The organism is uncultured Photobacterium sp., from assembly GCF_947502415.1.
Taxonomy (GTDB): domain Bacteria; phylum Pseudomonadota; class Gammaproteobacteria; order Enterobacterales; family Vibrionaceae; genus Photobacterium.
In genome coordinates this window covers 184,332-206,080 of the sequence record NZ_CANMZV010000003.1, presented here as the reverse complement: position 1 = coordinate 206,080, position 21,749 = coordinate 184,332, and the positions used below count along the sequence as shown (strand labels likewise).

Annotated in this window: 20 protein-coding genes; 11 read left to right on the top strand and 9 right to left on the bottom strand. The window is 46.9% G+C overall.

The window, feature by feature from the left end; genetic code table 11:
- Positions 1-265: 265 nt before the first annotated feature.
- From rsmS to dinG, 5 genes are all read right to left on the bottom strand, one after another.
- On the bottom strand, positions 266-436 hold the full coding sequence (gene rsmS, locus Q0852_RS05125; RefSeq protein ID WP_299014815.1) for a pleiotropic regulatory protein RsmS: 171 nt from the start codon (positions 434-436) through the stop codon (positions 266-268).
- An 81-nt stretch (positions 437-517) separates the two neighbouring features.
- Positions 518-1,453: a histone deacetylase gene (locus tag Q0852_RS05120; RefSeq protein ID WP_299014813.1), complete on the bottom strand. Its 936-nt coding sequence runs from the start codon at positions 1,451-1,453 to the stop codon at positions 518-520.
- A 3-nt stretch (positions 1,454-1,456) separates the two neighbouring features.
- Positions 1,457-2,008, bottom strand: coding sequence for a primosomal replication protein (priC, locus tag Q0852_RS05115; protein ID WP_299014981.1), 552 nt, complete (start codon positions 2,006-2,008; stop codon positions 1,457-1,459).
- A 119-nt stretch (positions 2,009-2,127) separates the two neighbouring features.
- Positions 2,128-2,901 (bottom strand): TSUP family transporter, encoded by a 774-nt coding sequence (locus tag Q0852_RS05110; RefSeq protein ID WP_299014810.1) that lies wholly within the window; start codon positions 2,899-2,901, stop codon positions 2,128-2,130.
- A gap of 24 nt (positions 2,902-2,925) precedes the next feature.
- Entirely contained in the window at positions 2,926-5,004 is a 2,079-nt protein-coding gene (gene dinG / locus Q0852_RS05105; RefSeq protein WP_299014807.1) for an ATP-dependent DNA helicase DinG, read from the bottom strand.
- Between the two features lie 538 nt (positions 5,005-5,542).
- Here dinG and Q0852_RS05100 point away from each other — a divergent pair.
- Both Q0852_RS05100 and Q0852_RS05095 read left to right on the top strand, forming a co-directional pair.
- Entirely contained in the window at positions 5,543-6,502 is a 960-nt protein-coding gene (locus tag Q0852_RS05100) for a porin (RefSeq protein ID WP_299014804.1), read from the top strand.
- 91 nt (positions 6,503-6,593) lie between these two features.
- Positions 6,594-7,232 carry a DUF2057 domain-containing protein gene (locus Q0852_RS05095; RefSeq protein WP_299014801.1) on the top strand — a complete coding sequence of 213 codons (639 nt, stop codon included), beginning with the start codon at positions 6,594-6,596 and terminating at the stop codon, positions 7,230-7,232.
- Between the two features lie 79 nt (positions 7,233-7,311).
- Here the strand turns inward: Q0852_RS05095 and Q0852_RS05090 are convergent, their stop codons facing one another.
- Entirely contained in the window at positions 7,312-7,677 is a 366-nt protein-coding gene (locus tag Q0852_RS05090; protein WP_299014798.1) for a TraR/DksA C4-type zinc finger protein, read from the bottom strand.
- Positions 7,678-8,084: 407 nt separating this feature from the next.
- Here Q0852_RS05090 and Q0852_RS05085 point away from each other — a divergent pair, with 407 nt between their 5' ends.
- The 5 genes from Q0852_RS05085 (at position 8,085) to recR (ending at position 12,513) form a co-directional block, all read left to right on the top strand.
- Complete coding sequence (locus tag Q0852_RS05085; protein ID WP_299014795.1) at positions 8,085-8,495, top strand: YbaN family protein; 411 nt, start codon at positions 8,085-8,087, stop codon at positions 8,493-8,495.
- A 182-nt stretch (positions 8,496-8,677) separates the two neighbouring features.
- Positions 8,678-9,223 carry an adenine phosphoribosyltransferase gene (apt, locus tag Q0852_RS05080; protein ID WP_299014793.1) on the top strand — a complete coding sequence of 182 codons (546 nt, stop codon included), beginning with the start codon at positions 8,678-8,680 and terminating at the stop codon, positions 9,221-9,223.
- A 115-nt stretch (positions 9,224-9,338) separates the two neighbouring features.
- The gene (gene dnaX, locus Q0852_RS05075; RefSeq protein WP_299014790.1) at positions 9,339-11,549 is read left to right on the top strand and encodes a DNA polymerase III subunit gamma/tau; all 2,211 of its coding nucleotides are present in this window, start codon (positions 9,339-9,341) and stop codon (positions 11,547-11,549) included.
- A gap of 28 nt (positions 11,550-11,577) precedes the next feature.
- On the top strand, positions 11,578-11,907 hold the full coding sequence (locus Q0852_RS05070; RefSeq protein ID WP_299014787.1) for a YbaB/EbfC family nucleoid-associated protein: 330 nt from the start codon (positions 11,578-11,580) through the stop codon (positions 11,905-11,907).
- A 3-nt stretch (positions 11,908-11,910) separates the two neighbouring features.
- Positions 11,911-12,513 carry a recombination mediator RecR gene (recR, locus tag Q0852_RS05065; RefSeq protein WP_299014784.1) on the top strand — a complete coding sequence of 201 codons (603 nt, stop codon included), beginning with the start codon at positions 11,911-11,913 and terminating at the stop codon, positions 12,511-12,513.
- A 195-nt stretch (positions 12,514-12,708) separates the two neighbouring features.
- Here recR and Q0852_RS05060 read toward each other — a convergent pair whose 3' ends face one another.
- Positions 12,709-13,230, bottom strand: a complete 522-nt coding sequence (locus Q0852_RS05060) for a regulatory protein ToxS (RefSeq protein WP_299014781.1) — start codon at positions 13,228-13,230, stop codon at positions 12,709-12,711.
- Between the two features lie 17 nt (positions 13,231-13,247).
- Entirely contained in the window at positions 13,248-14,120 is an 873-nt protein-coding gene (locus Q0852_RS05055; protein WP_299014778.1) for a transcriptional regulator, read from the bottom strand.
- Between the two features lie 200 nt (positions 14,121-14,320).
- Between Q0852_RS05055 and htpG the strand changes: the two genes are divergently transcribed.
- The 4 genes from htpG to Q0852_RS05035 all read left to right on the top strand — a co-directional run bounded on the left by htpG (position 14,321) and on the right by Q0852_RS05035 (position 19,596).
- The gene (htpG, locus tag Q0852_RS05050) at positions 14,321-16,219 is read left to right on the top strand and encodes a molecular chaperone HtpG (protein WP_299014775.1); all 1,899 of its coding nucleotides are present in this window, start codon (positions 14,321-14,323) and stop codon (positions 16,217-16,219) included.
- Positions 16,220-16,395: 176 nt separating this feature from the next.
- Positions 16,396-17,040: an adenylate kinase gene (gene adk, locus Q0852_RS05045; protein WP_299014772.1), complete on the top strand. Its 645-nt coding sequence runs from the start codon at positions 16,396-16,398 to the stop codon at positions 17,038-17,040.
- Between the two features lie 137 nt (positions 17,041-17,177).
- Positions 17,178-18,158, top strand: a complete 981-nt coding sequence (gene hemH / locus Q0852_RS05040) for a ferrochelatase (RefSeq protein WP_299014769.1) — start codon at positions 17,178-17,180, stop codon at positions 18,156-18,158.
- A 133-nt stretch (positions 18,159-18,291) separates the two neighbouring features.
- The gene (locus tag Q0852_RS05035; RefSeq protein ID WP_299014766.1) at positions 18,292-19,596 is read left to right on the top strand and encodes an inosine/guanosine kinase; all 1,305 of its coding nucleotides are present in this window, start codon (positions 18,292-18,294) and stop codon (positions 19,594-19,596) included.
- A 269-nt stretch (positions 19,597-19,865) separates the two neighbouring features.
- Here the strand turns inward: Q0852_RS05035 and asnB are convergent, their stop codons facing one another.
- The gene (gene asnB / locus Q0852_RS05030) at positions 19,866-21,536 is read right to left on the bottom strand and encodes an asparagine synthase B (protein ID WP_299014763.1); all 1,671 of its coding nucleotides are present in this window, start codon (positions 21,534-21,536) and stop codon (positions 19,866-19,868) included.
- Between the last annotated feature and the right edge of the window lie 213 nt (positions 21,537-21,749).

Below are 21,749 nucleotides of genomic sequence, written 5' to 3'. Positions count from 1 at the left end.
ATCGCACAAAACAATATTATGGTTAATTTTTTCAGCGAAAGAAAAATGGATATTTAATTGGCGCTTTATTGAGCGTAAAGACGTTTTTTTGACGGTTTTGGTTGTTGATGAATTTGTGATTATTGGGGCTTTTTATTAATGATAGAGTACAAGGAAATATGAAAAGAGTATTTATGAGTGAATAAGCACAAGGTACTGTGCAGCAGTTTGAGATAGATAAACTGCTGCAGGAAACCGTGAAGATAACTGTTTAATTAAGGCGGGGTTACTTGTCTTTATTCAGTTTGGCCTTGAAATCCTGAGTCACAATCTCTAGGGCTGATAATGCAACTTCTGGTGATATTTCGTTACTTTCAAGCAGGTAAATTAGATCTACGGCCAGTTTGATTTCTTCTGGAGCATCATCAAGAGGCGATTTTGTGTTTTGTGTTGTCATAATGATCTTGTTCACTGTAAGTCGGGCTGTTTTTTACGTAATAACGTAAGCGAGCTTAGCATATATTGCTTGCAGGCAGCGTCATAGCCTGAATGCACGATTGGGTTGATAAACCGCGATAGCAGCGTGGAGTAACTGGGCGTGTAATTCGACCAGTTGCTGGTGGTCTTGTCGATAACCGCCTCCAACAACTGCTGCTACGTGGATTTCATTTTGCTCGCAGAGGCTGAGAACCAGCTGATCCCGCTTGAAAATGCCATCGATGGAGACATCGAAATAGCCGAGCTCATCATCTTTATGTATATCAACACCGGCATCATAAATGATGAAGTCAGGCTGGTGCTGGGCCAGGGCAATATTCAGGATAGCTTTAAATGCTTCAAGGTACTCATCGGTTTGCGTTTCTTTTGCTAGTGCAAGATCGATATCGGATTCGGGCTTTCTAGCCGGAAAGTTCTTATCACAATGTACCGAGAAGGTGATGATATCTTTGTCTTGGGCAAGAAGCGTTGCGGTCCCGTCACCTTGGTGGACATCACAGTCGATGATCATGACTTTCTCTACCCCGTTGAGCGTTAGGGCGTGCCTGGCGGCAAAGGCCAGATCGTTGATCAGACAAAAGCCACTGCCGAAATCATGATGGGCATGGTGGTAGCCGCCACTTAAGTGGATACCGATTTTATGTTGGAAAGCAAGATCGACGGCCAGCCGGGTTCCGGCGGTGGAAATCAGAGTACGTTTGATGAGCTGCTGACTCCAGGGGAAACCAATCCGGCGCATTTTGGCAATGGGGAGAGTATTGCTAAACAGTGCATCAATATAGTCCGGATGGTGGAGTGTTTTGAGATCTCCTGCGTTGATCGGCTCTGGTTGGTGGACAGTGATATCTGCCCGATTCTCAATGTTCAGCTCGTCAATCAGATAGTGATATAGCCGGCGGTATTTGCTAATGGGGTAGCGGTGACCTGCCGGTAAATCCAGTTGAGAATAGATGGGATGATAAACCAGAGGTAGCATGAGTTATCCTTTTCGCTCTCTTTGGCTGATTTCTTTTTCAATCTTGCCAAGGGCGGTTCGGCAGCGATTCAGGCGTCCTTCGAGAGCCAGCACTTCTTTTTGCAGTTTTTGTTGCTCAGCCAATGTCGTACAGCGATTTAGCAGCATTTCTTTATCTCGCTGCATCGCTGCCAGTCTGCGTTCCCAGTCTTGATGTTGCGCCAGATCCTGATACATTTCATGGATAGGGCGACGCCAGCTTTGTTGGCGTCGAGGTTCATTACGCCGTATTTGCAGAGTGGCCAGTTCGCGCTGGATAGCCTGAATTTGGGCAATCACTTTTTCGCAGATATGCTGGGTACGAGATGCCTGTAATTTCCCGGCTTTGCGCTCGTTTCTTAGTGCTTTGATTTCATTTCGGACTTCGTCAACGCAAGGTGTTAATAACTTGCTTCGGCAAAAAAAGAGCTGTTCATCGAATAGCGGGCGCGAAGCTTCACCTCGTTTGCGATCGGTTTGAGCCGCTTGCTGTGCCAGTTGGTCGAGTATGTTTTCCAGGCGTTTTAGATCAGGCATTGCTCTCTCGCAGACATTGCTTTCTCGTAGATACAGCTTTTTCGTAGACATTGCTCTTTTGCAAACATAGCTTTTTCACAGACATAGCTTTCTCTCTCGCAAACATAGCTTTCTCTCGATTAGAACCAGGCTTGCCAGGCAAGCTTGACAGCCAGCACGATGACGGCGGTGACAAAGACCGGGCGAATAAACTTGGCACCGAAGCGAATGGCAGAATGTGCACCAATATAAGCACCCATCATTAAGCATATGCCCATCGTCAGCCCTAGGGCGAAATTAATATGCCCGAGGATGGCAAAGGTAATAAGGGAAGTCATGTTGCTGGTGAAGTTCATGGCTTTGGCTAATCCTGAGGCCATCAGGATATCAAGCCGATAAAGGGCCATATTGGAAACCGTCCAGAATGCGCCAGTCCCCGGACCTGCCAGGCCATCATAAAACCCGAGCGAGGTACCTTGCAGCCATTGCTTTTGTGTTAACTTGCGACAGCGTGACGGGAGCTTGTATGAATTTCCTTTAGGATGCGGGTGCCAGATTGTGTAAATCGCCACCGCTAATATAACCAGTGGCAGGGCTTTTTCCAGCCAGGCCGTACTGATGAGATCAACGACCAGGGTGCCACCGATAGCGCCGAAGAGTGTGGCTGCAAATGAGGCGCGCCAGAATGACGGTGAAAACAGCTGCTTTCTATAATACGTCCATGCAGCTGTTGAGGACGCGAATGTTGCGGCAAGTTTATTGGTACCCAGCGCGATATGCGGAGGCAAGCCAAGTGACAGCAGGGCCGGAACGGTGAGCATTCCCCCGCCGCCGGCAACGGCATCAATAAATCCAGCAGCGAAAGCAACAAGACCAAGTATGATCATCATACTTGGTTCAATCATTTCTATCATTAATCGTTATCTTGGTTGTCGGGTTTAAGGATATTCGATGACGCGTTTAAATGGTGGTAGCGAGTCAAGCAAAGACTTTCCGTATCGGCGGTTGATCACCCTGCGGTCAAGCAGCACGACTCTACCAGAATCTTGTTCTTTTCGCAGTAAACGTCCGGCGGATTGGATCAGTTTTTTACTGGCTTCCGGTACCGAAATTTGCAGAAATGGATTACCGCCCCGGCTCTCGATGTACTCGGCGTGTGCTTCTTCAACCGGCGAGGTCGGGACTGCAAACGGTATTTTGGTAATAATCAGGTTGGTGAGTAAATCTCCTGGCAGATCAAGACCTTCAGAAAAGCTACCTGTTCCGAATAAAATGCTGGTTTTACCTTTTTGACAGTTTTCTTTATGTTTTTTTAGGGTGGCGTTTCTGGATTCTTCACCCTGAACTAGCAGTTCCCACTTATTTTGCTTGGCTTGTGCCCGTAGCTCATCAGCCACTTTGTTCATCTGCCAGTAAGAAGAAAACAGAACCAGGCTGGATTTTTCGCCTTCAAGGTATTCAGGTAAGGTTTTGATCAGCAAATCCGTAAATTTGTCGGCCTGAGGCTCCAGTGGCATCGCCGGGATCACCAAGCGTGCATTGTTTTGATAGTCAAAAGGTGAGGCCAGAGCAAGAAAACGAGTGCTGTCCGTTTCGTAGATCCCTGCTTGTTTGCAGAAGTAATCAAATTTATTCAGTGCCCTGAGGGTGGCAGAAACCAATATCGAACCGGCCGCCCGGCTCCATAGTTGCTGGTCTAGCCGGTAACCGGCTTCAAGTGGTGAAACCTCAACAATATAGTCACCTTCACGATCAGGATTTTTTTCGATCCAGCGTGCCAGCGGGGCCCCTTTATCTTTGTTAGGCTGGGCCATCAATGACCAGACTTTTTCAAGGTTTTCCAATCGCTGTAAATAAAAGCCGGATTCAGCAAGAGCCGGTTCGCCCATACGCGGGACAATTTCATTGTCCTTAATTCGCTCAGAGATTAAGTCATGGATTTTCCCGAGTGACTGCAGTGCTTTTTTACTGGCTTCTTTACAGCTTTTGCTTTCTTCAATAAGCCATGCCGGTAGTTCTCCATGCTCAAAGCGGTAAATGCCGTCCCGACTGAATTGTGCCGGATCTATATTGGTGGCAATTTGTCGCAGTGACGGGATCAGGTGGGTAATACTTTCGCTTAGGTTCGTTTGAAAACGTCCCGATTTTTTATAGTCAGCGAGCTCTGCCAGTTTGGCGACAGACTGATTAAGTTTTTCAAGCCAGTTGGACGCACCGATAAGGCTGGCTGCGGCCGCTGAAAAATCACGGGCGACCTGAGGTAAATGGTGCGCCTCATCAATAATATAAATAGTTTGCTCTGGTTCAGGCAGAATAATGCCGCCGCCTAACTCAATATCTGCCATCAGGAGCGCATGGTTGGCGACGATGACGTCGGCCTTTTCCAAGTGCTCTCGTGCTTTGGCAAATGGACAACTGCGATGCTTGGGAAGCCCGGCATGGCAGCTATGCTTGTCTGCTACGATTTGTCGCCACACCCTGTCTGGAATTGATGTTGGCCAGCTGTCACGGTCCCCGTCCCATTTTTGAGTTTCACTGGCTTTAAGCATCCGTTTCAAAAGATCTAAATCAGACTTTTTAGGTTTTTCTTCCCAAAGAGCAACTTGTTGATCTGTGTCGCTATTGCAGCACGCTGCCAGTTTGTGGGTGCAGCAATAGCGTTGCCTTCCTTTTGCAAGGATAAAGCTAAACTCTTTAGGAAAAATTTGATTGAAAAGAGGTAAATCCTTGTGGATTAGCTGTTCTTGCAGCGCCACGGTTGCCGTCGAGATCAGGATTTTTTTGTTGTTGAATAAAGCAAACGGGATCCCGCCCAACAGATATGAAAGTGATTTGCCAATGCCTGTTCCAGCTTCTGCAACCAGCATCCGGTGCTTTGGATGGTATTCGCCCGCCAGGGTTTTGGCGATTTCAGCCACAAGATAGTTTTGCGCTCGTCTGGGAATGAAGTTGTCAAGCTGGTGACCCAGGTTCTCATAGCATTGTTTGATATCACGTTTTATATGGCTGTGTAGCATAACTGAAACATAGTAAGGACAGGGGCTGGCAGTATACCACGAACCGATAAATGTGAGCGTCAGCGTGTTCTGAATAATTTCATATATAAAATGAGATTTTGGTCACGAAATAAGATTGAACCTAACCGGGAGGTGGCGATGAGCTGTTTATAAACAAGGGATTAACTATATAAACCGTAACTCGGCAGGGTTTTATGCTGTAAGTTGGGACTATTTTTACATTTTTGGAGTTTTTTGTTTTGTTATTTACGTTTATTAAATAAGCGGTCAGTTGCTTCGTTTGCTATGAATGGTGTTCAATAAATGCTCTCTCTGCCTTATAAGTTATTGATAATTATTGTGTTTGAGGTTTTTTGATGTGCTTTTTAGGTTATTTGACATCAAGATGAAATTTCTGTCAGGATGAAGCCACAAGTTACTTACCTTTGATTTTTTATCTTTCTTTATGTTGAAAAAGGATAGAGAGCCGAAGGGATATAAAGAAAAGGAATTCTCGAAACAGGAATTCCAGTCTAAATAAGAAAAGGCAGTGGATATCATGAAAAAGACTCTTCTAGCACTAGCAGTTCTAGCAGCAGGTTCAGCACAAGCAGGTGTTAACCTATACGACCAAGACGGCGTTCTTGTTGACCTTTCAGCAGCAGCTGAAGTTCAGTATTACCAAGGCTACGCTGAAAACAGCGAAGCAAAAATCAAACTAGATGACGGTGACCTGGCTCTAAACACTACAGTTGCTGTAACTGAGCAGATGAACGTTTTAGCAGGCCTTGCATTTGAATTCGAAAAATCAGCTGTAACTAGCGATGAGCTATGGGTTGGTTTCGGCGGTGACTTCGGTACACTTACATTCGGTCGTCAGTACCTAATTTCTGATGATGCAGGTATCGGTAAAGATATCGAGCTAGGTGGTGACGGTCTTGACTTTGTTCAGGCTAACGGTGACCAGGCTGTTAAGTACGTATTCGACAACGGTCAGTTCTACGCGGGTGTTTCTGCTCTGCTTACAGAAGATGGTAAGAAAGGCACTGATGACACAACTATCGTTGACGGTCGTCTAGGTGCGCGTTTCGGTGAGTTCGATGCACGTGTATACCTGTACTCTGGCGATGATGTTGCTTCAGAGAAACTTAACTTCATTGCAGATGAAAAAATCAAAGAAGCTCTAGATATTGAAGGCTTCAACCTAGAAGCCGAATACAACATGGGTGCAATTTCTCTTGCGGCTTCTATCGGTCAGGTAGAATACACGTTAGCTTCAGATTCATCTAAGAGTGTAGATATGGATACTGCATCTCTTGCTGGTTCTTACACCATGGGCAAGACAACTTTTGCCGCTGGTTATACTTACCTAAGCCCAGAATCAGAAGATATCAACACTTTCTACGCTAACGTGACTCAGCAGCTGCACAGCAACGTGAAAGTTTACGGTGAAATCGGTACTACTGATGCTGATAACTCAGAGTTCGGTTACGTAGCTGGTATGGAAGTACTATTCTAAGGTTGATTTAACCTGAGAATATAAAAAGCCGCCTTTGGGCGGCTTTTTTGTTATTTTATGTTCAGGTTCAATACATAAATTAAGGATGAAAATGAAAAAGATTTTACTTGCCGGATTAATGGCTTTGCCATTGAGCCTGCAGGCAGCCACGCTGTCGATGGGAGATAATATTGAGCTAATGGCTGTGAACGGTAAGAAAGTTGAATCAACTTTCTGGTCGCCAAACAAGAGTGTCGAATTAGCATCGGGTAAGCATCAGGTCGTGGTTCGTTTTGACGGCGAGCTGAAGAACGGCTCTAAGACAAAAATGCATACCACACGCCCTTACTTGTTTGAGCTGGAAGTGCCAGAGCAAGAATCAACAATTGTATTGCCTCGGCTAAATAACTTGTCGCAGGCGAAAGCGCACTTTGATCGAGGCCCGCAGTGGCAGTTAGAGCTTGCAGATGGTACGACACGAACTCTGGATTACGTACCACTTCATGGCAAAGGCTTTGTCGCGCATAAAGACATCGAAGGTCTGGTAGCTGACTATAACCGCAAGCATGGCATTACTTTTGAGCTGGGCTATGCGGTTGATCTGAAAAAAGCAGCGGTAGAAGTCACTGAGCAAGGCGAAGTGAAGATCACCGGTGATGCGCTTGCACAATTGAAGCTTTGGTATAGCAAGGCGAATGCTAAAGAAAAAGCAGCATTTCAGCAGTGGGTAAAAGCACAAGACGCTCTATGATTGTTAATAGCCCTGAGCTGTTAATTCGGAGCGGGCGGGGCAACCGGCAATGATGGATTTGTCCCGCTAAATAATCATGTTAACCGTTATGATGGTAGCGGCTGTGAACTCGGCATGAACGGCAACGAGGCTGTGCCGGATCGGCTTGCAGCTCTTCAAAATCAATTTCCTCTTCACAGTCAACGCAAAGGCCATACATTCCGAGCTTTATCGAGCAGACAGCGGCATCGACTTTTTCCATTCGTACTGCCAAATCAAATAAATTTGGAATAAACGACGATTTTGCCATCGAGATGAGCTCGCTGAGGTCTGCGTTTTCGATAGCATTTGCTGAAGGCACCAGCGTATTGAGCTGCATCTCATACCTAAGTTCTTTTGCGAGGGTGTCGTGCTCCTGAGCCAGCAGGTCTTGTAAATGCGGGTAAGTTTTTTCTGACGTTGTCATATCTCTAATATTATCTTTATTTGGAATAAATTTAGTCTAAGACTGTTTGCGCGAATGATTGTGATTTGAATCAAACCTTTAGAGGGTAGTTAGTTGAATAACCCCAATTTTCATCGGTTTTTGTCGGTTTACTAATCCGATATAGTCATTCTGCTTAAGAACTGATTCCAATGAAGGGCCAGGCAAAGCCTAAGTCAGCAGTAATAACTCGATAAAGGAAGCGTACCATGGAACACGGATTTAAAGACCCGTATAATTTTAAATATTTTGTTGGTTTTCTGATTGCACTTGCGTTGCCAACGTTACCAGCAAGTTTGACCTGGCTAGGAGTGCTGGCGTCGTAGAACCAATAACGCTTATTCAGTTTGGTATTATTGGTATCTGCCCCGACCGGCAGGAGAGGGGATGTGAAAGACTTCGTAAAGCGAGCGCTACTGCTCAGTGTTGGTTGGCTATCCATTGTTTTGGGCATATTAGGTGTTTTTTTACCTTTGTTGCCGACCACCCCTTTCTTGTTATTGGCAAGTGCCTGCTTTATGCGTGGTTCTCCCCGCCTCAGTCACTGGCTGCACCATCACCCTCATTTTGGTCCGGTTTTACGGAATTGGCATGAGAACCGGGCCGTCTCCCAGGCAGTTAAACGTCGGGCAAATATCACGATAGTTGCCAGCTTCCTGCTGTCACTATTTTTAGTGCCTTTGCTATGGCATAAATTTATGTTGCTGGTTATCGGTTCACTATTGTTGATTTGGTTTAATCGCCTGCCAGTGGTTGAAAACCCAAGTAAACCATTACATCAGCAAGTTGTCAGTAAGTAGCCACAATTTACTTAAATGAACTTTTGATTCACGACAAAGTTGCGTGGTTATTAGTTGCTCCGTGTGCTGAAAATCAATAATATTTGCCTTTGGATTTTATTTGCCTGCTGCCAGTAGTTAACCGCAGCAGGCTTTTTAATTAGCTCTACAGCACTTGTCTGAAAGGTGCACGGAAAATGATTATGACTCAAGAAAACCTCGCTTTGATCAAGAGCAGCATCAAATCAATCCCAGATTATCCTAAGCCGGGCATTTTGTTCCGCGATGTGACAAGCCTGATGGAAAACCCAACAGCGTATAGCCTGACGATGAAAGTGCTGCTTGAACAGTTCCGGGACAAAGGCATCACCAAAGTGATCGGAACCGAAGCGCGTGGCTTTCTGTTTGGTGCTCCTTTGGCGCTGGAGCTGGGCGTTGGTTTCGTGCCTGTTCGTAAGCCGGGTAAACTACCTCGTGAAGTGATTGGCGAAAGCTATGAGCTTGAATATGGTCAGGACACGCTAGAAATTCATGTTGATGCGATCGAAGAAGGGGACAAGGTTCTGCTTGTTGATGATCTGTTGGCAACTGGCGGTACTATCGAAGCGACAACTAAACTGGTTCGCCGTCTTGGCGGTATCGTTGAAGATGCGGCATTCGTTATTAATCTGCCTGAACTGGGCGGAGCAGAGCGCCTGAAAGGCATCGGCCTGAATATCTTCAGCATTTGTGACTTCGAGGGTCACTAATCCTCCTGAGCCAGTTTCTTTCTGGTGAATCATTGGGCGCTCATCGCGGCGCCCTCTCGCTCAAATTTTCTCCCTGTGCTAGCATTGAGCTCTTGATTTTGTAAGGTTAGTTAACATGAGTTATCAGGTTCTGGCACGGAAGTGGCGACCACACCAATTTGAGGATGTGGTAGGACAGTCGCATGTCTTAACAGCGCTGTCTAATGCACTTGCCCACAACCGTCTTCATCACGCCTATCTGTTTAGTGGTACCCGAGGGGTGGGTAAAACCACTATCGCCCGTATTTTTGCTAAAGGGCTGAATTGTGAGCAGGGCATTACGGCAACCCCATGCGGCCAGTGTGAAACTTGCCGTGAAATAGATGAAGGGCGCTTTGTCGATCTGCTGGAGATTGATGCGGCATCACGGACAAAAGTTGAAGATACCCGTGAGCTGCTTGATAACGTTCAGTATAAGCCAGCCCGAGGTCGCTTTAAGGTATACCTGATTGACGAAGTGCACATGTTGTCTCGTCACAGTTTTAATGCCTTGCTGAAAACGCTTGAGGAGCCGCCGGAGTACGTTAAGTTCATTCTGGCAACGACGGATCCGCAAAAGCTACCTGTTACGATTTTATCGCGTTGCTTACAGTTGCACTTGAAGCACCTTGATAATACCCAAATCCAGTCCCAGCTGGAGAATGTCCTGACTCAGGAGCAGGTTGAATTCGAGCCCCGTGCATTGGGCATGCTGGCAAGGGCAGCCGAAGGCAGTATGCGTGATGCTCTTAGCCTGACCGATCAGGCGATTGCGTTGGGTAACGGCCAGGTTCATGCCGAGTCGGTGTCCGCAATGCTGGGAACATTGAATACTGACCAAGCGCTGTATTTGCTTGAAGTGATGGCGAAAGGTGAAGCAGAACCAGCGATGGCTTGCCTTGAAGAGCTCGCGGGTGTTGGTGTTGAGTGGGATAGCCTTTTAAGTGAGCTTGCCGCCCAACTGCACCGCGTTGCCATGTATCAGGCTCTACCTGCTTCGTTAGATGAGAGTTCGCCTGATGCTGAACGAGTAGTGGCGTTGAGCAAACAGCTTTCACCACAAGATGTGCAGCTTTGCTATCAGATAGCCTTGCAGGGAAGGCACGATTTGGCCTATGCGCCGGATGGCCGTATAGGACTTGAGATGGTCTTGCTAAGAATGCTGGCATTCCGTCCGGTTTCCGGTCAGGGGATTACGCCTCAAACGGTTGCGGTACCAGCTAGCCAGCCGGTTCAGCCTGCTCCTAATGTTGCTCCTCAGGGGCAGCAAGGAATGCAGCGTGTACAGGCGCTGAAAGCCCAGATGCATGGTGGCCAGCCTCAGTCTGGGCAAATGCCTCAGCAGCCAGCATCGATTCCTGAGCCAATTTCGCAACCTGCACCGGCAGTGCCGCCTGCTCAGCACCCTCAGGGTAATGTTCAGCAGCACGCATCCTCAATGCCGACGGCGCCACCGAGTATGCCTCAGCAGATGCCTTCAGGCCATGTGGCAGAATCGCAACCGCAGCAGCATTTGCTTTCGCAAAGTGCGCCTGCGTCCCAGCCTGCGGCTCCGGTTCAGCCAGCATCAGCGGCTTCCGGTTTGCTGGCTGCCAGAAATAAATTGCGTAGCCACAACAAGCGTGGCAGCGGGGAATCATCTCCTGCAAAAAAGACTGAATCGGCGCCAGCTAAAAAAGTCGCAACTAATGTGCTAGACCGGATTGCCAGCAAGCATCACGGTCAGCCTGCTCCGGTCGCCGGGGCTACAGCGATGCCAGCGCCGGAAACACCTGCCAGACAGGAAAGTAAACCGGTTGAAGAATATCAGTGGAAACCACAAACTCTCCCGGTTCCTGTCGAGGAGAAGCAGGAAGTGGCACCCGCTACGCTAAAGCGGGCGCTGGAGCATGAAAAAACGCCTGAGATGGCAAAACTGCTTGTCAAAGAAGCAGCAAATCAGGATAGTTGGTCCGATTTAGTGACTAAGCTAAACGTAGGGCGTATGGTTCAACAGCTGGCTTTAAATTCGGCATTTGAACAAAACGGCGGGCAAGTAACGTTATTTCTGCGTCATGCGCAGAAGCATCTCGATACGCCCAAGGCCCGCGAGCAGCTAGTCCCGGCTCTGTCCGAACTTTTTGGAAGTCCGGTTGAGCTGACAATTGAATTGAGTGATAAAGGCCAATCGCCCCTTGAATGGCGAGAAGCGATTTATCAACAGAAACTGGATCAGGCAAAACAGAGTTTATTGAGTGATCCGAACGTGAACTTTATCTGCCAGCGGTTTGCCGCGGTATTGGATGAAGAGAGCGTAAGACCCTTATAGATTAACCAGACCAATAGAGAGAGAAAGTATGTTTGGTAAAGGCGGTATGGCTAACATGATGAAGCAGGCGCAGCAGATGCAAGAGCGCATGCAGCAGATGCAAGAAGAGATCGCAAACATGGAAGTAACTGGCGAGTCTGGTGCTGGCCTAGTGAAAGTAACAATTACTGGTAGTCACAGTGTTCGTCGTGTTGAGCTGGATGACAGCCTGATGGAAGACGACAAAGACATGCTGGAAGATCTGATTGCTGCCGCATTCAACGATGCAGCACGACGCGTAGAAGAAGCTCAGAAAGAGAAAATGGCTGGTGTTACAGGTGGTATGAACCTACCTGCTGGCTTTAAGATGCCATTCTAATCAATGCGTACCAGTCTTTTACTGGAACAGTTGATGGAGGCCTTGCGTTGTTTGCCTGGGGTTGGCCCCAAGTCGGCGCAACGGATGGCCTTCAGTTTGTTGCAGCGTAATCGTCAGGGCGGTTTGCAGCTGGCAGAGGCTCTGAGTAAAGCAATGACGGATATCGGGCATTGCCAAAGCTGTCGTACTTTCACTGAAGAGGATGTTTGTGCTATCTGCGCTAATCCTCGTCGTCAGGAAAATGGCCAGATCTGTGTGGTCGAAACCCCGGCCGATATTGTTGCTGTTGAGTCAACAGGACAGTTTTCAGGTCGTTATTTCGTTTTGATGGGACACTTGTCTCCGCTAGACGGGATTGGACCTTCAGATATTGGACTGGATGTGCTTGAGTTCCGGATGCAGAACGAGCATATTTCGGAACTGATACTGGCGACAAATCCGACTGTGGAAGGTGAGGCGACAGCGCACTATATTGCCGAGCTATGTAGCGAGTACGACATTCCGGCAACCCGCATTGCCCATGGTGTGCCTGTTGGCGGTGAGCTAGAACTGGTCGATGGTACCACCCTGTCTCATTCCATTGCAGGACGCCATAAGCTCTATTAAAAATGGATTAATTGAAAGTAAATCCACTTCAATAAATGCCAACTGACAGAGTTATCTGGACGTTGGTATTTTTTTGCCTTTTTTTTGTTTTCTTTGGTATTACTTAAGTAGTTAATTATAGGGATGTTCATTGTCATTGGGGGGAAGTCAATGTTTCCCCCCCCCCTTTTTTTAGGCTTACCTAAGCTGCTTTTCTTACAACGAATACAGGATATTTGAGCCGTAGGTCAGACTGGTAAGTAGCAGCGACTTTTCGTTGATAACATCAATTCGGCGGCTTTGCTGGGCATCCATGCGGAAAACTTGTTTAACAACCGATAGGTGATGTTTCTTGAAGTCTTGATTTTGACCGGAGGTAATATCTTTGAACTCCATTGGCTCTGTCAGTAGGTAGCCTCCGCTGACATCCCAGTTGCCAGATTCAGAAATATGCAAAGTTAACGGCTGCTCGCTTTCGCTGAACAGCTTGAGCTGGGTGATACGTGAGTACGAGTGGTTGGGCAGGTAGACCACATGACTGTTTTGCTCAACCCTGCGCAGCATTCCAAGCTGATCAAGTTGCGTCGGTTGGATTCGGCTGACAGAGCTCGACAGCCATTCACGTGACATTAACAGTTGCTCTTGCTTGTAGTCGCTGGAGAAATATAACCAGGCACTGAATATTGCCGATAGGGCCAATATAATGAATGCCCAGTATCGTTTTACGAAGGATGGCATTAGATCTCGTTTATTAGTCACTGACATAGCTGAGTATTGTCCTCATGGCTCGTTAGCAAACGTAGCGTAACGTTTTCGGTTGGCTCAGATGTATTGTGGATGTAGTTGAGCCATAGTTGCTTGCTTTGCCCCCCTGTTGCGATTATTTCGACAGGGCGAATATCACCTTTATGATGCTGGAGGTAGTTTTCTACACAGCTGGTGATCATTGAGTTCCATTGAGAAATATCCGGATGGTTTTTCGGGGTTAATACTTTTATACCGTCAATTTCAAGCAGCGGCTTAAAAGCTGCTGATTTGGGCGGGAAGCTCATGTTGACCAGGATCGGCAGCAGGCAGGCGATGAGGATCGCGATACCACTGAGTAGGTTCAATGTCGACTTGGGCCGGCGAGCTCTTGGCTTACTATGGGCGCTGAATTCTCCAGCGATAGTTGCTGTGCTCTGGAGCGGCGGCATTGATGCCGGCTGTAAGTTGCCCGATTCCGGTTCGGCGGCATTTGACTGGTTTGCTTTATAGGCTGGTTCGGCAACATCGAGTTTAGCGCTAAATTCTTCAATCGGCGCAATCATCTGATAGCCACGCTTAGGCACTGTCTTGATGAATTCCGGTGATTTGGTTGAGTCTTTCAGTGCCTTTCGAAGCGTCGAAATGGCCTGAGTCAGGCTTGAGTCATCAACTTCAAAGCCTTGTTCGCGCCATACATAGTTATGTAAGCGGATACGAGTGATGATAGCCCCTGGCTCTTCGATAAGGAGGCTTAATGCACGGCTTTCATTGCTGCCAAGTCGGGTGAGTTCATCGTTCTCGAATTGGTCGATCAGGCTATTGTCATATGGGTCAAATATGAATCTATTCCCAATCAAAAACTTATTTGAAGCGTTATTCATTTTTAGCACCGATGGTACAGTTGAGCGGCTTGTATATCATGATTTGCCTGAATATGGTCTGAATATTAATCATCATAAGAACAGGCTGAAAAAATCTAAATTATATAAAAACCGTATTTTAGGTTGAAATTACCGTCGATGACCATATCTATATAATGAATTGTTATGAATTACGTAATACAGTTAATTACGGAGTTGAAATGAGCGAGCAAAATATCCATAAAAACAAGGAAACACGCGGTTTTCAGTCGGAAGTTAAACAGCTTTTGCATCTGATGATCCACTCACTGTATTCGAACAAAGAGATCTTTCTGCGTGAGCTGATTTCTAATGCGTCGGATGCTGCCGATAAGCTGCGTTTTCGTGCATTGTCACAGCCTGATTTATATGAGAATAATGCTGAGCTGGGCGTCAAGCTGTCATTCAACGAAGAGGCGGGTACGCTTACCATAAGTGATAACGGTATCGGTATGACTCGCGAAGATGTGATTGAGCATCTGGGTACCATCGCCAAATCTGGCACCAAGGATTTCTTTGCCCAACTGAGCGATGAACAGTCAAAAGACTCTCAGTTGATCGGTCAATTTGGTGTAGGCTTTTATTCTGCGTTTATTGTTGCAGATGCGGTTACAGTGAATACCCGTATGGCAGGTGTTGCAGCCGATCAGGCTGTTCGTTGGCATTCAACAGGCGAAGGAGATTACTCGGTTGAAGATATCGAGAAAGCTGAACGTGGTACTGAGATCATCTTGCACTTGCGTGCTGATGAGAAAGAATTTTTGAGTGAGTATCGCCTGCGCGACATTATCGGCAAGTACTCGGACCATATCGGTATTCCTGTTCAAATTCAGACCGTGGAATGTGATGAAGAAGGCAAGGAAACCGGTAAAAAGTGGGAACAGATTAACAAGGCTCAAGCCCTGTGGACCCGCAATAAGTCTGAGATCTCCGATGAAGAATATCAGGAATTCTACAAGCACGTTTCGCATGACTTTGCTGAGCCGCTATCATGGAGCCACAATCGCGTAGAAGGCACTCAGGATTACACCAGCCTGCTTTATATTCCATCTAAGGCGCCTTGGGATCTTAATAACCGTGAAAGCAAGCACGGGCTGAAGCTATACGTACAGCGCGTCTTTATCATGGATGATGCCCAGCAGTTTATGCCGTCTTACCTGCGTTTTATGCGTGGTCTGATTGACTCGAACGATTTGCCGCTGAATGTTTCTCGTGAAATTCTGCAAGACAACAAAGTAACCCAGGCATTGCGTAAGGCATGTACCAAGCGTGCATTGACTATGATGGATCGCCTGGCGAAGAACGATACAGAGAAGTATCAGACTCTGTGGAATGAATTTGGTCAGGTGCTGAAAGAAGGCCCGGCAGAAGATTTTGCTAACCGTGAGAAAGTTGCGAAACTACTACGTTTCAGTTCGACTCATACTGACAGCGTTGAGCAGACCGTTTCATTGGGCGACTATGTTGAGCGTATGAAAGAAGGTCAGGATAAGATTTACTTCCTGACTGCAGACAGCTTTACTGCTGCGAAGAACAGCCCGCACCTTGAGCAGTTCCGTGCTAAGGGGCTGGAAGTGCTGCTTATGCATGATCGTATCGATGAGTGGCTGATGGGACACCTGCCAGAATTTGATGGTAAGTCCTTCCAGGCAATCACAAAGGCGGATCTGGATCTATCTAAGTTTGAAAACGAAGAAGAGAAAGAGAAGCACAAAGAGACGGAAGAAGCATTTAAGTCTGTGATTGAGCGCACAAAATCTTACTTGGGTGAGCGCGTTCAGGATGTCCGTACGACATTTAAACTGCATGATACGCCGGCAGTTGTCGTGACTGGCGAAAATGAAATGGGTACTCAAATGGCTAAGCTGCTGGCTGCGGCGGGTCATGAAGCTCCGGAAGTGAAGTATATTCTTGAGCTGAACCCAGAGCATGCGCTGGTTATTAAGATGGCGGATGAGGCAGATGAAGAAGTGTTTGGCCGTTGGGTTGAAATGCTGCTTGGTCAGGCGATGCTGGCTGAACGCGGCTCGGTGGAAGATCCGTCTCAGTTCCTGGCTGCGGTAAATAAGCTGTTGTCATAATTGGGCTGTTATCCGTCGGTTTGACTAAGTTCTTATCGATTATCTTGTCAGCGTCAAATAGTATTCTGATAAAGCATGTAATCGAAGTCCGGCCATAGTGTCGGGCTTGCGACGATAAGCTAATCAGTGTATTTTTCATGTTTTTGCAATACTCCATTTTATTAAAGGGGATCAAGATGCGCATCATTCTTCTGGGCGCTCCAGGTGCAGGTAAAGGTACTCAGGCACAATTCATCATGGAGAAGTTTGGTATTCCACAAATTTCTACTGGTGACATGCTACGTGCAGCAATCAAGGCTGGTACAGAGCTGGGTAAGCAAGCGAAATCAGTTATCGATGCTGGTCAGTTGGTGTCTGACGATATCATCCTAGGCCTGGTTAAAGAGCGCATTGCTGAAGACGATTGTGCAAAAGGCTTCCTGCTAGACGGTTTCCCTCGCACTATCCCACAGGCTGATGGTCTGAAAGAAGTTGGCGTAAATGTAGACTACGTTATCGAGTTCGACGTTCCTGATGCAGTGATCGTTGAGCGTATGGCGGGCCGTCGTGCTCACCTTGCTTCTGGTCGTACATACCACGTTGTTTACAATCCGCCTAAAGTTGAAGGCAAAGATGACGTTACTGGTGAAGATCTTGTTGTTCGTGATGACGACAAAGAAGAAACAGTACGTGCTCGCCTTGGCGTATACCATGAGCAAACAGCACCTCTGATTGCTTACTATGGTAAAGAAGCTGAAGCTGGCAACACTAAGTACCTGAAATTTGACGGTACTCAGGCTGTTGAAGCTGTAAGCGCAGAGCTGGAAAAAGCACTGGCTTAATTGCATCCTGATGCGGTAAAGCGAACGTGACAGACGGGTTGGCCTTAGGGTTAGCCCGTTTTTTTATAGGTGTTCAGCTTGGAGTAAAGCTGGTAAAGTTTTGATATGTCAGCGCTTAAGATATTGCGAAGAATAGTATGAGCCAGAAAAGCGATAACAATAAATATGGGGTGTTGCTGGTCAACCTCGGTACCCCTGATGAAGCCTCGCCGGCGGCTGTAAAACGTTTTTTGTCTGAATTTTTGCATGATCAGCGAGTAGTCGATATGACGCGCTGGTTGTGGTGTCCGATCTTGCATGGCGTGATTCTGCCTATTCGTTCGCCGAAAGTGGCTAAATTGTACCAATCGGTCTGGATGGAAGAGGGGTCACCCTTGATGGTGTATTCCCGCCGCCAGCAGCAGCAGCTTAATCATAAGCTTGGAGTGCCAGTGGAACTGGGAATGACTTATGGAAATCCTTGCATTCTTTCTGGCCTGGATAGTTTGAAGCGGCAAGGCTGCGATAAGGTGTTGGTGTTGCCGTTATATCCGCAGTATTCGCGAACGACAACGGCAGCGGTATTCGATAAAGTTGCCAAGGTACTGAAGTCGCGTGCTGATATCCCCGAATTACGCTTTGTGAACCAGTATTTTGATCATCCGGACTATATTGCCGCATTGGCTGGCTCCGTTACGGATTTCTGGAAGCAGCATGGTAAACCAGACTATTTGTTGTGTTCATACCATGGTATCCCTAAACGTTACGCCGACAATGGCGATCCGTATCCGGAACATTGTAATGGAACCACAGCATTGCTTGCTGACGCTTTGGGCATGTCTCGGGAAAAAATGAGCATGAGTTACCAGTCAATCTTTGGTCGTGAAGAGTGGCTCAAACCATATACAGATCAAACTATTGCTGAACTGGCTAAAAAGGGCGTTAAACGGTTGGATGTAATGTGCCCGGCTTTTTCTGTCGATTGCCTGGAAACGTTGGAAGAAATTGCCGAGCAATGCAAAGAAACGTTTATAGAGGCGGGGGGCGAAGAATTTAACTTAATCCCATGTCTGAATGATCGTCCTGCCCATATTGATATGATGGCTCGGCTGGTGGAGCAGCATAGTCAGGGGTGGTAACAGTTTGTAAAGCCTGTACTCATATCTTTCCTTAAAAAAAGTTGAAGTTCTCAAAAAGTGTGAGAGCTTTTTCTTTTCTGTTCTATATTCTGTGATAGAATTCGCAAAATTTCCCAACATACAGCTCATTGACATGAAATTTCCAGGCCAACGAAAATCTAAGCATTATTTTCCGGTACATGCGCGTGATCCTCTTCTAAGTCAAACCAAACAAGAAAAACGTCTAACACGTACCCATGTGGTGGGTATTGACCAGACTTTGGTTGATATTGAAGCGTGTGTCGATGATGAATTCCTGGAACGTTATGAGCTAAGTAAAGGCCACTCGCTGGTAATTACTGACGAGAAAGCCGAAGCCCTGTATCAGGAGCTGAAAGAAAACGATCTGATCAGCCATGAATTTGCCGGTGGTACTATTGGTAATACCCTACACAACTACTCAGTATTGGCTGATGACCGTTCAGTTTTATTGGGCGTGATGAGTAAAGACATTGAGATCGGTAGCTACGCATACCGTTACCTTTGTAATACATCCAGCCGTATGGATATGAACCACCTTCAGCCGGTATGTGGCCCGATTGGTCGCTGTTTTGCTCTGATCTCCAAAGAAGGTGAGCGTACGTTCGCGATCAACGAAGGTCGCATGAACCAGCTGTCTCCTGACAGCATTCCTGAGTCAGTATTTGAGCGTGCTTCAGCGCTGGTTCTGACGGCTTACCTGGTTCGCTGTAAAGACGGTGACCCAATGCCTGAAGCAACAATGCGCGCTATCGAATATGCGAAAAAGCATGACGTACCTGTAGTTCTGACCCTGGGTACTAAGTTTGTGATCGAAGATGATCCCCAGTGGTGGCGTGACTTCCTGCGTGATCATGTAACAGTTGTTGCAATGAACGAAGACGAAGCTGAGGCACTGACGGGTGAACATGATCCACTTGTTGCTTCAGAGAAAACTCTGGAATGGGTTGATCTTGTGCTTTGCACTGCTGGTCCTGTAGGTTTGTACACAGCCGGTTATACGGAAAATGCAGCCAAGCGCGAGACTAGCTTGCCGTTGCTACCGGGTGAAATCCCAGAGTTTAACCGTTACGAGTTCAGCCGACCAATGCTGAAGACTGACTGTGATGAACCAATCAAAGTCTTCTCGCACATTGCACCATACATGGGTGGCCCAGAGCGAATTAAGAATACTAATGGTGCCGGTGACGGTGCACTGTCAGCACTGTTGCACGATATGTCTGCGAACCGCTACCACCGCGAAAATGTGCCTAAGTCGAGCAAGCATCAATATAGCTTCCTGACTTACTCATCGTTCTCGCAGGTTTGCCTGTACTCGAACCGTGTGAGTTACGAGGTTCTGGCACAGCACTCACCACGTCTTTCTCGCGGTCTGCCTGAGCGTGAAGATAGTTTGGAAGAAGCATACTGGGAACGTTAATCCCTGTTTTCTTTGCCTCTTTGCTCAATATCGGTATCGAAAGTGCCCACTTATGCTTATAAGCTCCGCACTTTCTTTTTGCTCTTGAACGAACTGGCTTTGAAAAAAGTGCTTAATTGCAATTCATAGAAAAGCCGCCGAAAGGCGGTTTTTTTATTGAAGACGTTTAATACCAAAGGACTGCTGAATCTTCTTTGTCTTATTCGGAAGCATAAAAAGCGGGAGCCAATGGCTCCCGCTTTGTCATTTTTATCGTGCAGTTGTCTTGCTTACTTGTCGTATGCTTCGTTGTGAACTGCTGCAACGGCACGGCCAGATGGGTCGGCACTGTTTTTGAAGCTCTCATCCCATTCAATTGCCTTGGCGCTTGAACATGCGATAGACGGGCCGCCAGGTACACACTTCGCAGCATCAGCAAGAGGGAATAGCTCTTCAAAGATTTCGCGGTACATGTAGCCTTCCTTCGTGGTTGGCGTGTTGTACGGGAAGCGGAACTTCGCAGTTTCAAGCTGTTGTTCAGTAATCTTGGCTTCAGCGACTTCTCTTAGGGAATCGATCCAGCTATAGCCCACACCATCCGAGAACTGCTCTTTCTGGCGCCATGCGACTGATTCTGGCAGGTAGTGGCCGAAACATTCACGAATGATATGTTTTTCCATCTTACCGTTGCCACACATTTTGTCTTCCGGGTTTACGCGCATTGCTACTTCCAGGAAGTCTTTGTCGAGGAACGGAACACGGGCTTCGATACCCCAGGCTGCCATCGACTTGTTCGCTCGTGCACAGTCGAACATGTTCAGAGCTAATAGCTTACGTACTGTTTCTTCATGGAATTCCTTGGCATTTGGTGCCTTGTGGAAGTATAGGTAGCCACCGAATACTTCATCGGCACCTTCACCGGATAGTACCATCTTGATCCCCATTGCACGGATTTTACGTGACATTAGGTACATCGGTGTTGAGGCACGGATAGTCGTTACATCATAGGTTTCAATGTGGTAAATCACATCGCGGATTGCATCCAGCCCTTCTTGTACGGTGTAGGTTAGTTCATGGTGAACGGTTCCAATATGGTCAGCCACTTTTTTTGCTGCTTTCAGATCCGGAGCACCTTCAAGACCGACTGCAAAAGAGTGAAGTGTTGGCCACCAGGCCTCGGATTGTTCGTCATCTTCGATTCGGCGCGCTGCGAATTTTTTTGTGATAGCTGAAATAACCGATGAATCCAGGCCGCCTGATAGTAATACACCGTATGGTACGTCAGTCATCAATTGGCGTTTTACTGCACCTTCCAGCGCTTCAGCCAACTCAACTTTATCTGTTTTCGCTTCAGCTACGCTGTCAAACTCCATCCAGTCACGTTTGTAGTAACGCACTGGCTCACCTTTTTTGCTCCATAGGAAATGGCCTGGAGGGAACTCGCTGATAGTTTTACAAACTGGAACTAGAGCTTTCATTTCAGATGCTACATAGTAGTTACCGTGCTCATCATGACCATGGTAAAGCGGGATAATACCGATATGGTCACGGCCGATCAGATAAGCATCTTCTTTCTCATCGTAAAGGATGAAGCCGAAAATACCGTTGAGGTAATCCAGCAGTTCCGGGCCTTTTTCTTTGTACAGAGCCAGAATGATTTCACAGTCAGACTCGGTTTGGAAAGGGTAGTCAGGCGCAAATTCTGCCTGTAGTTCTTTGTGGTTATAAATTTCGCCGTTGACAGCTAGTGCATGTGTTTTGTCCTCGTTATACAGAGGCTGTTCACCGCTATTCAGGTCAACGATAGCCAGGCGCTCGTGCACCAGAATAGCTTTCTCAGACGAATAGATACCTGACCAGTCAGGACCGCGGTGACGCATTTTTTTAGACATTTCTAGTGCAGTTTCACGTAATGCTGCCGCATCACTTTTAATGTCTAAGATACCGAATACTGAACACATACTTCCCACTCCAACTTTAAATCGCTTGTTGCTGTTCTGAATTTCTTGGCAGGGTCAGTTCCTTCATTTAAGGAACTTGCTACTAGGGTTTGGAGCCTTGCCCTGCCGTTCTTGATTTTTAAAATTGCGTATTCAGTAAATAAATGCAACCAAAAACCTCAAATCAATTAAAGGAAAGGCTTTGCGGTGAATTAAATTTAAAATAATTGGCTT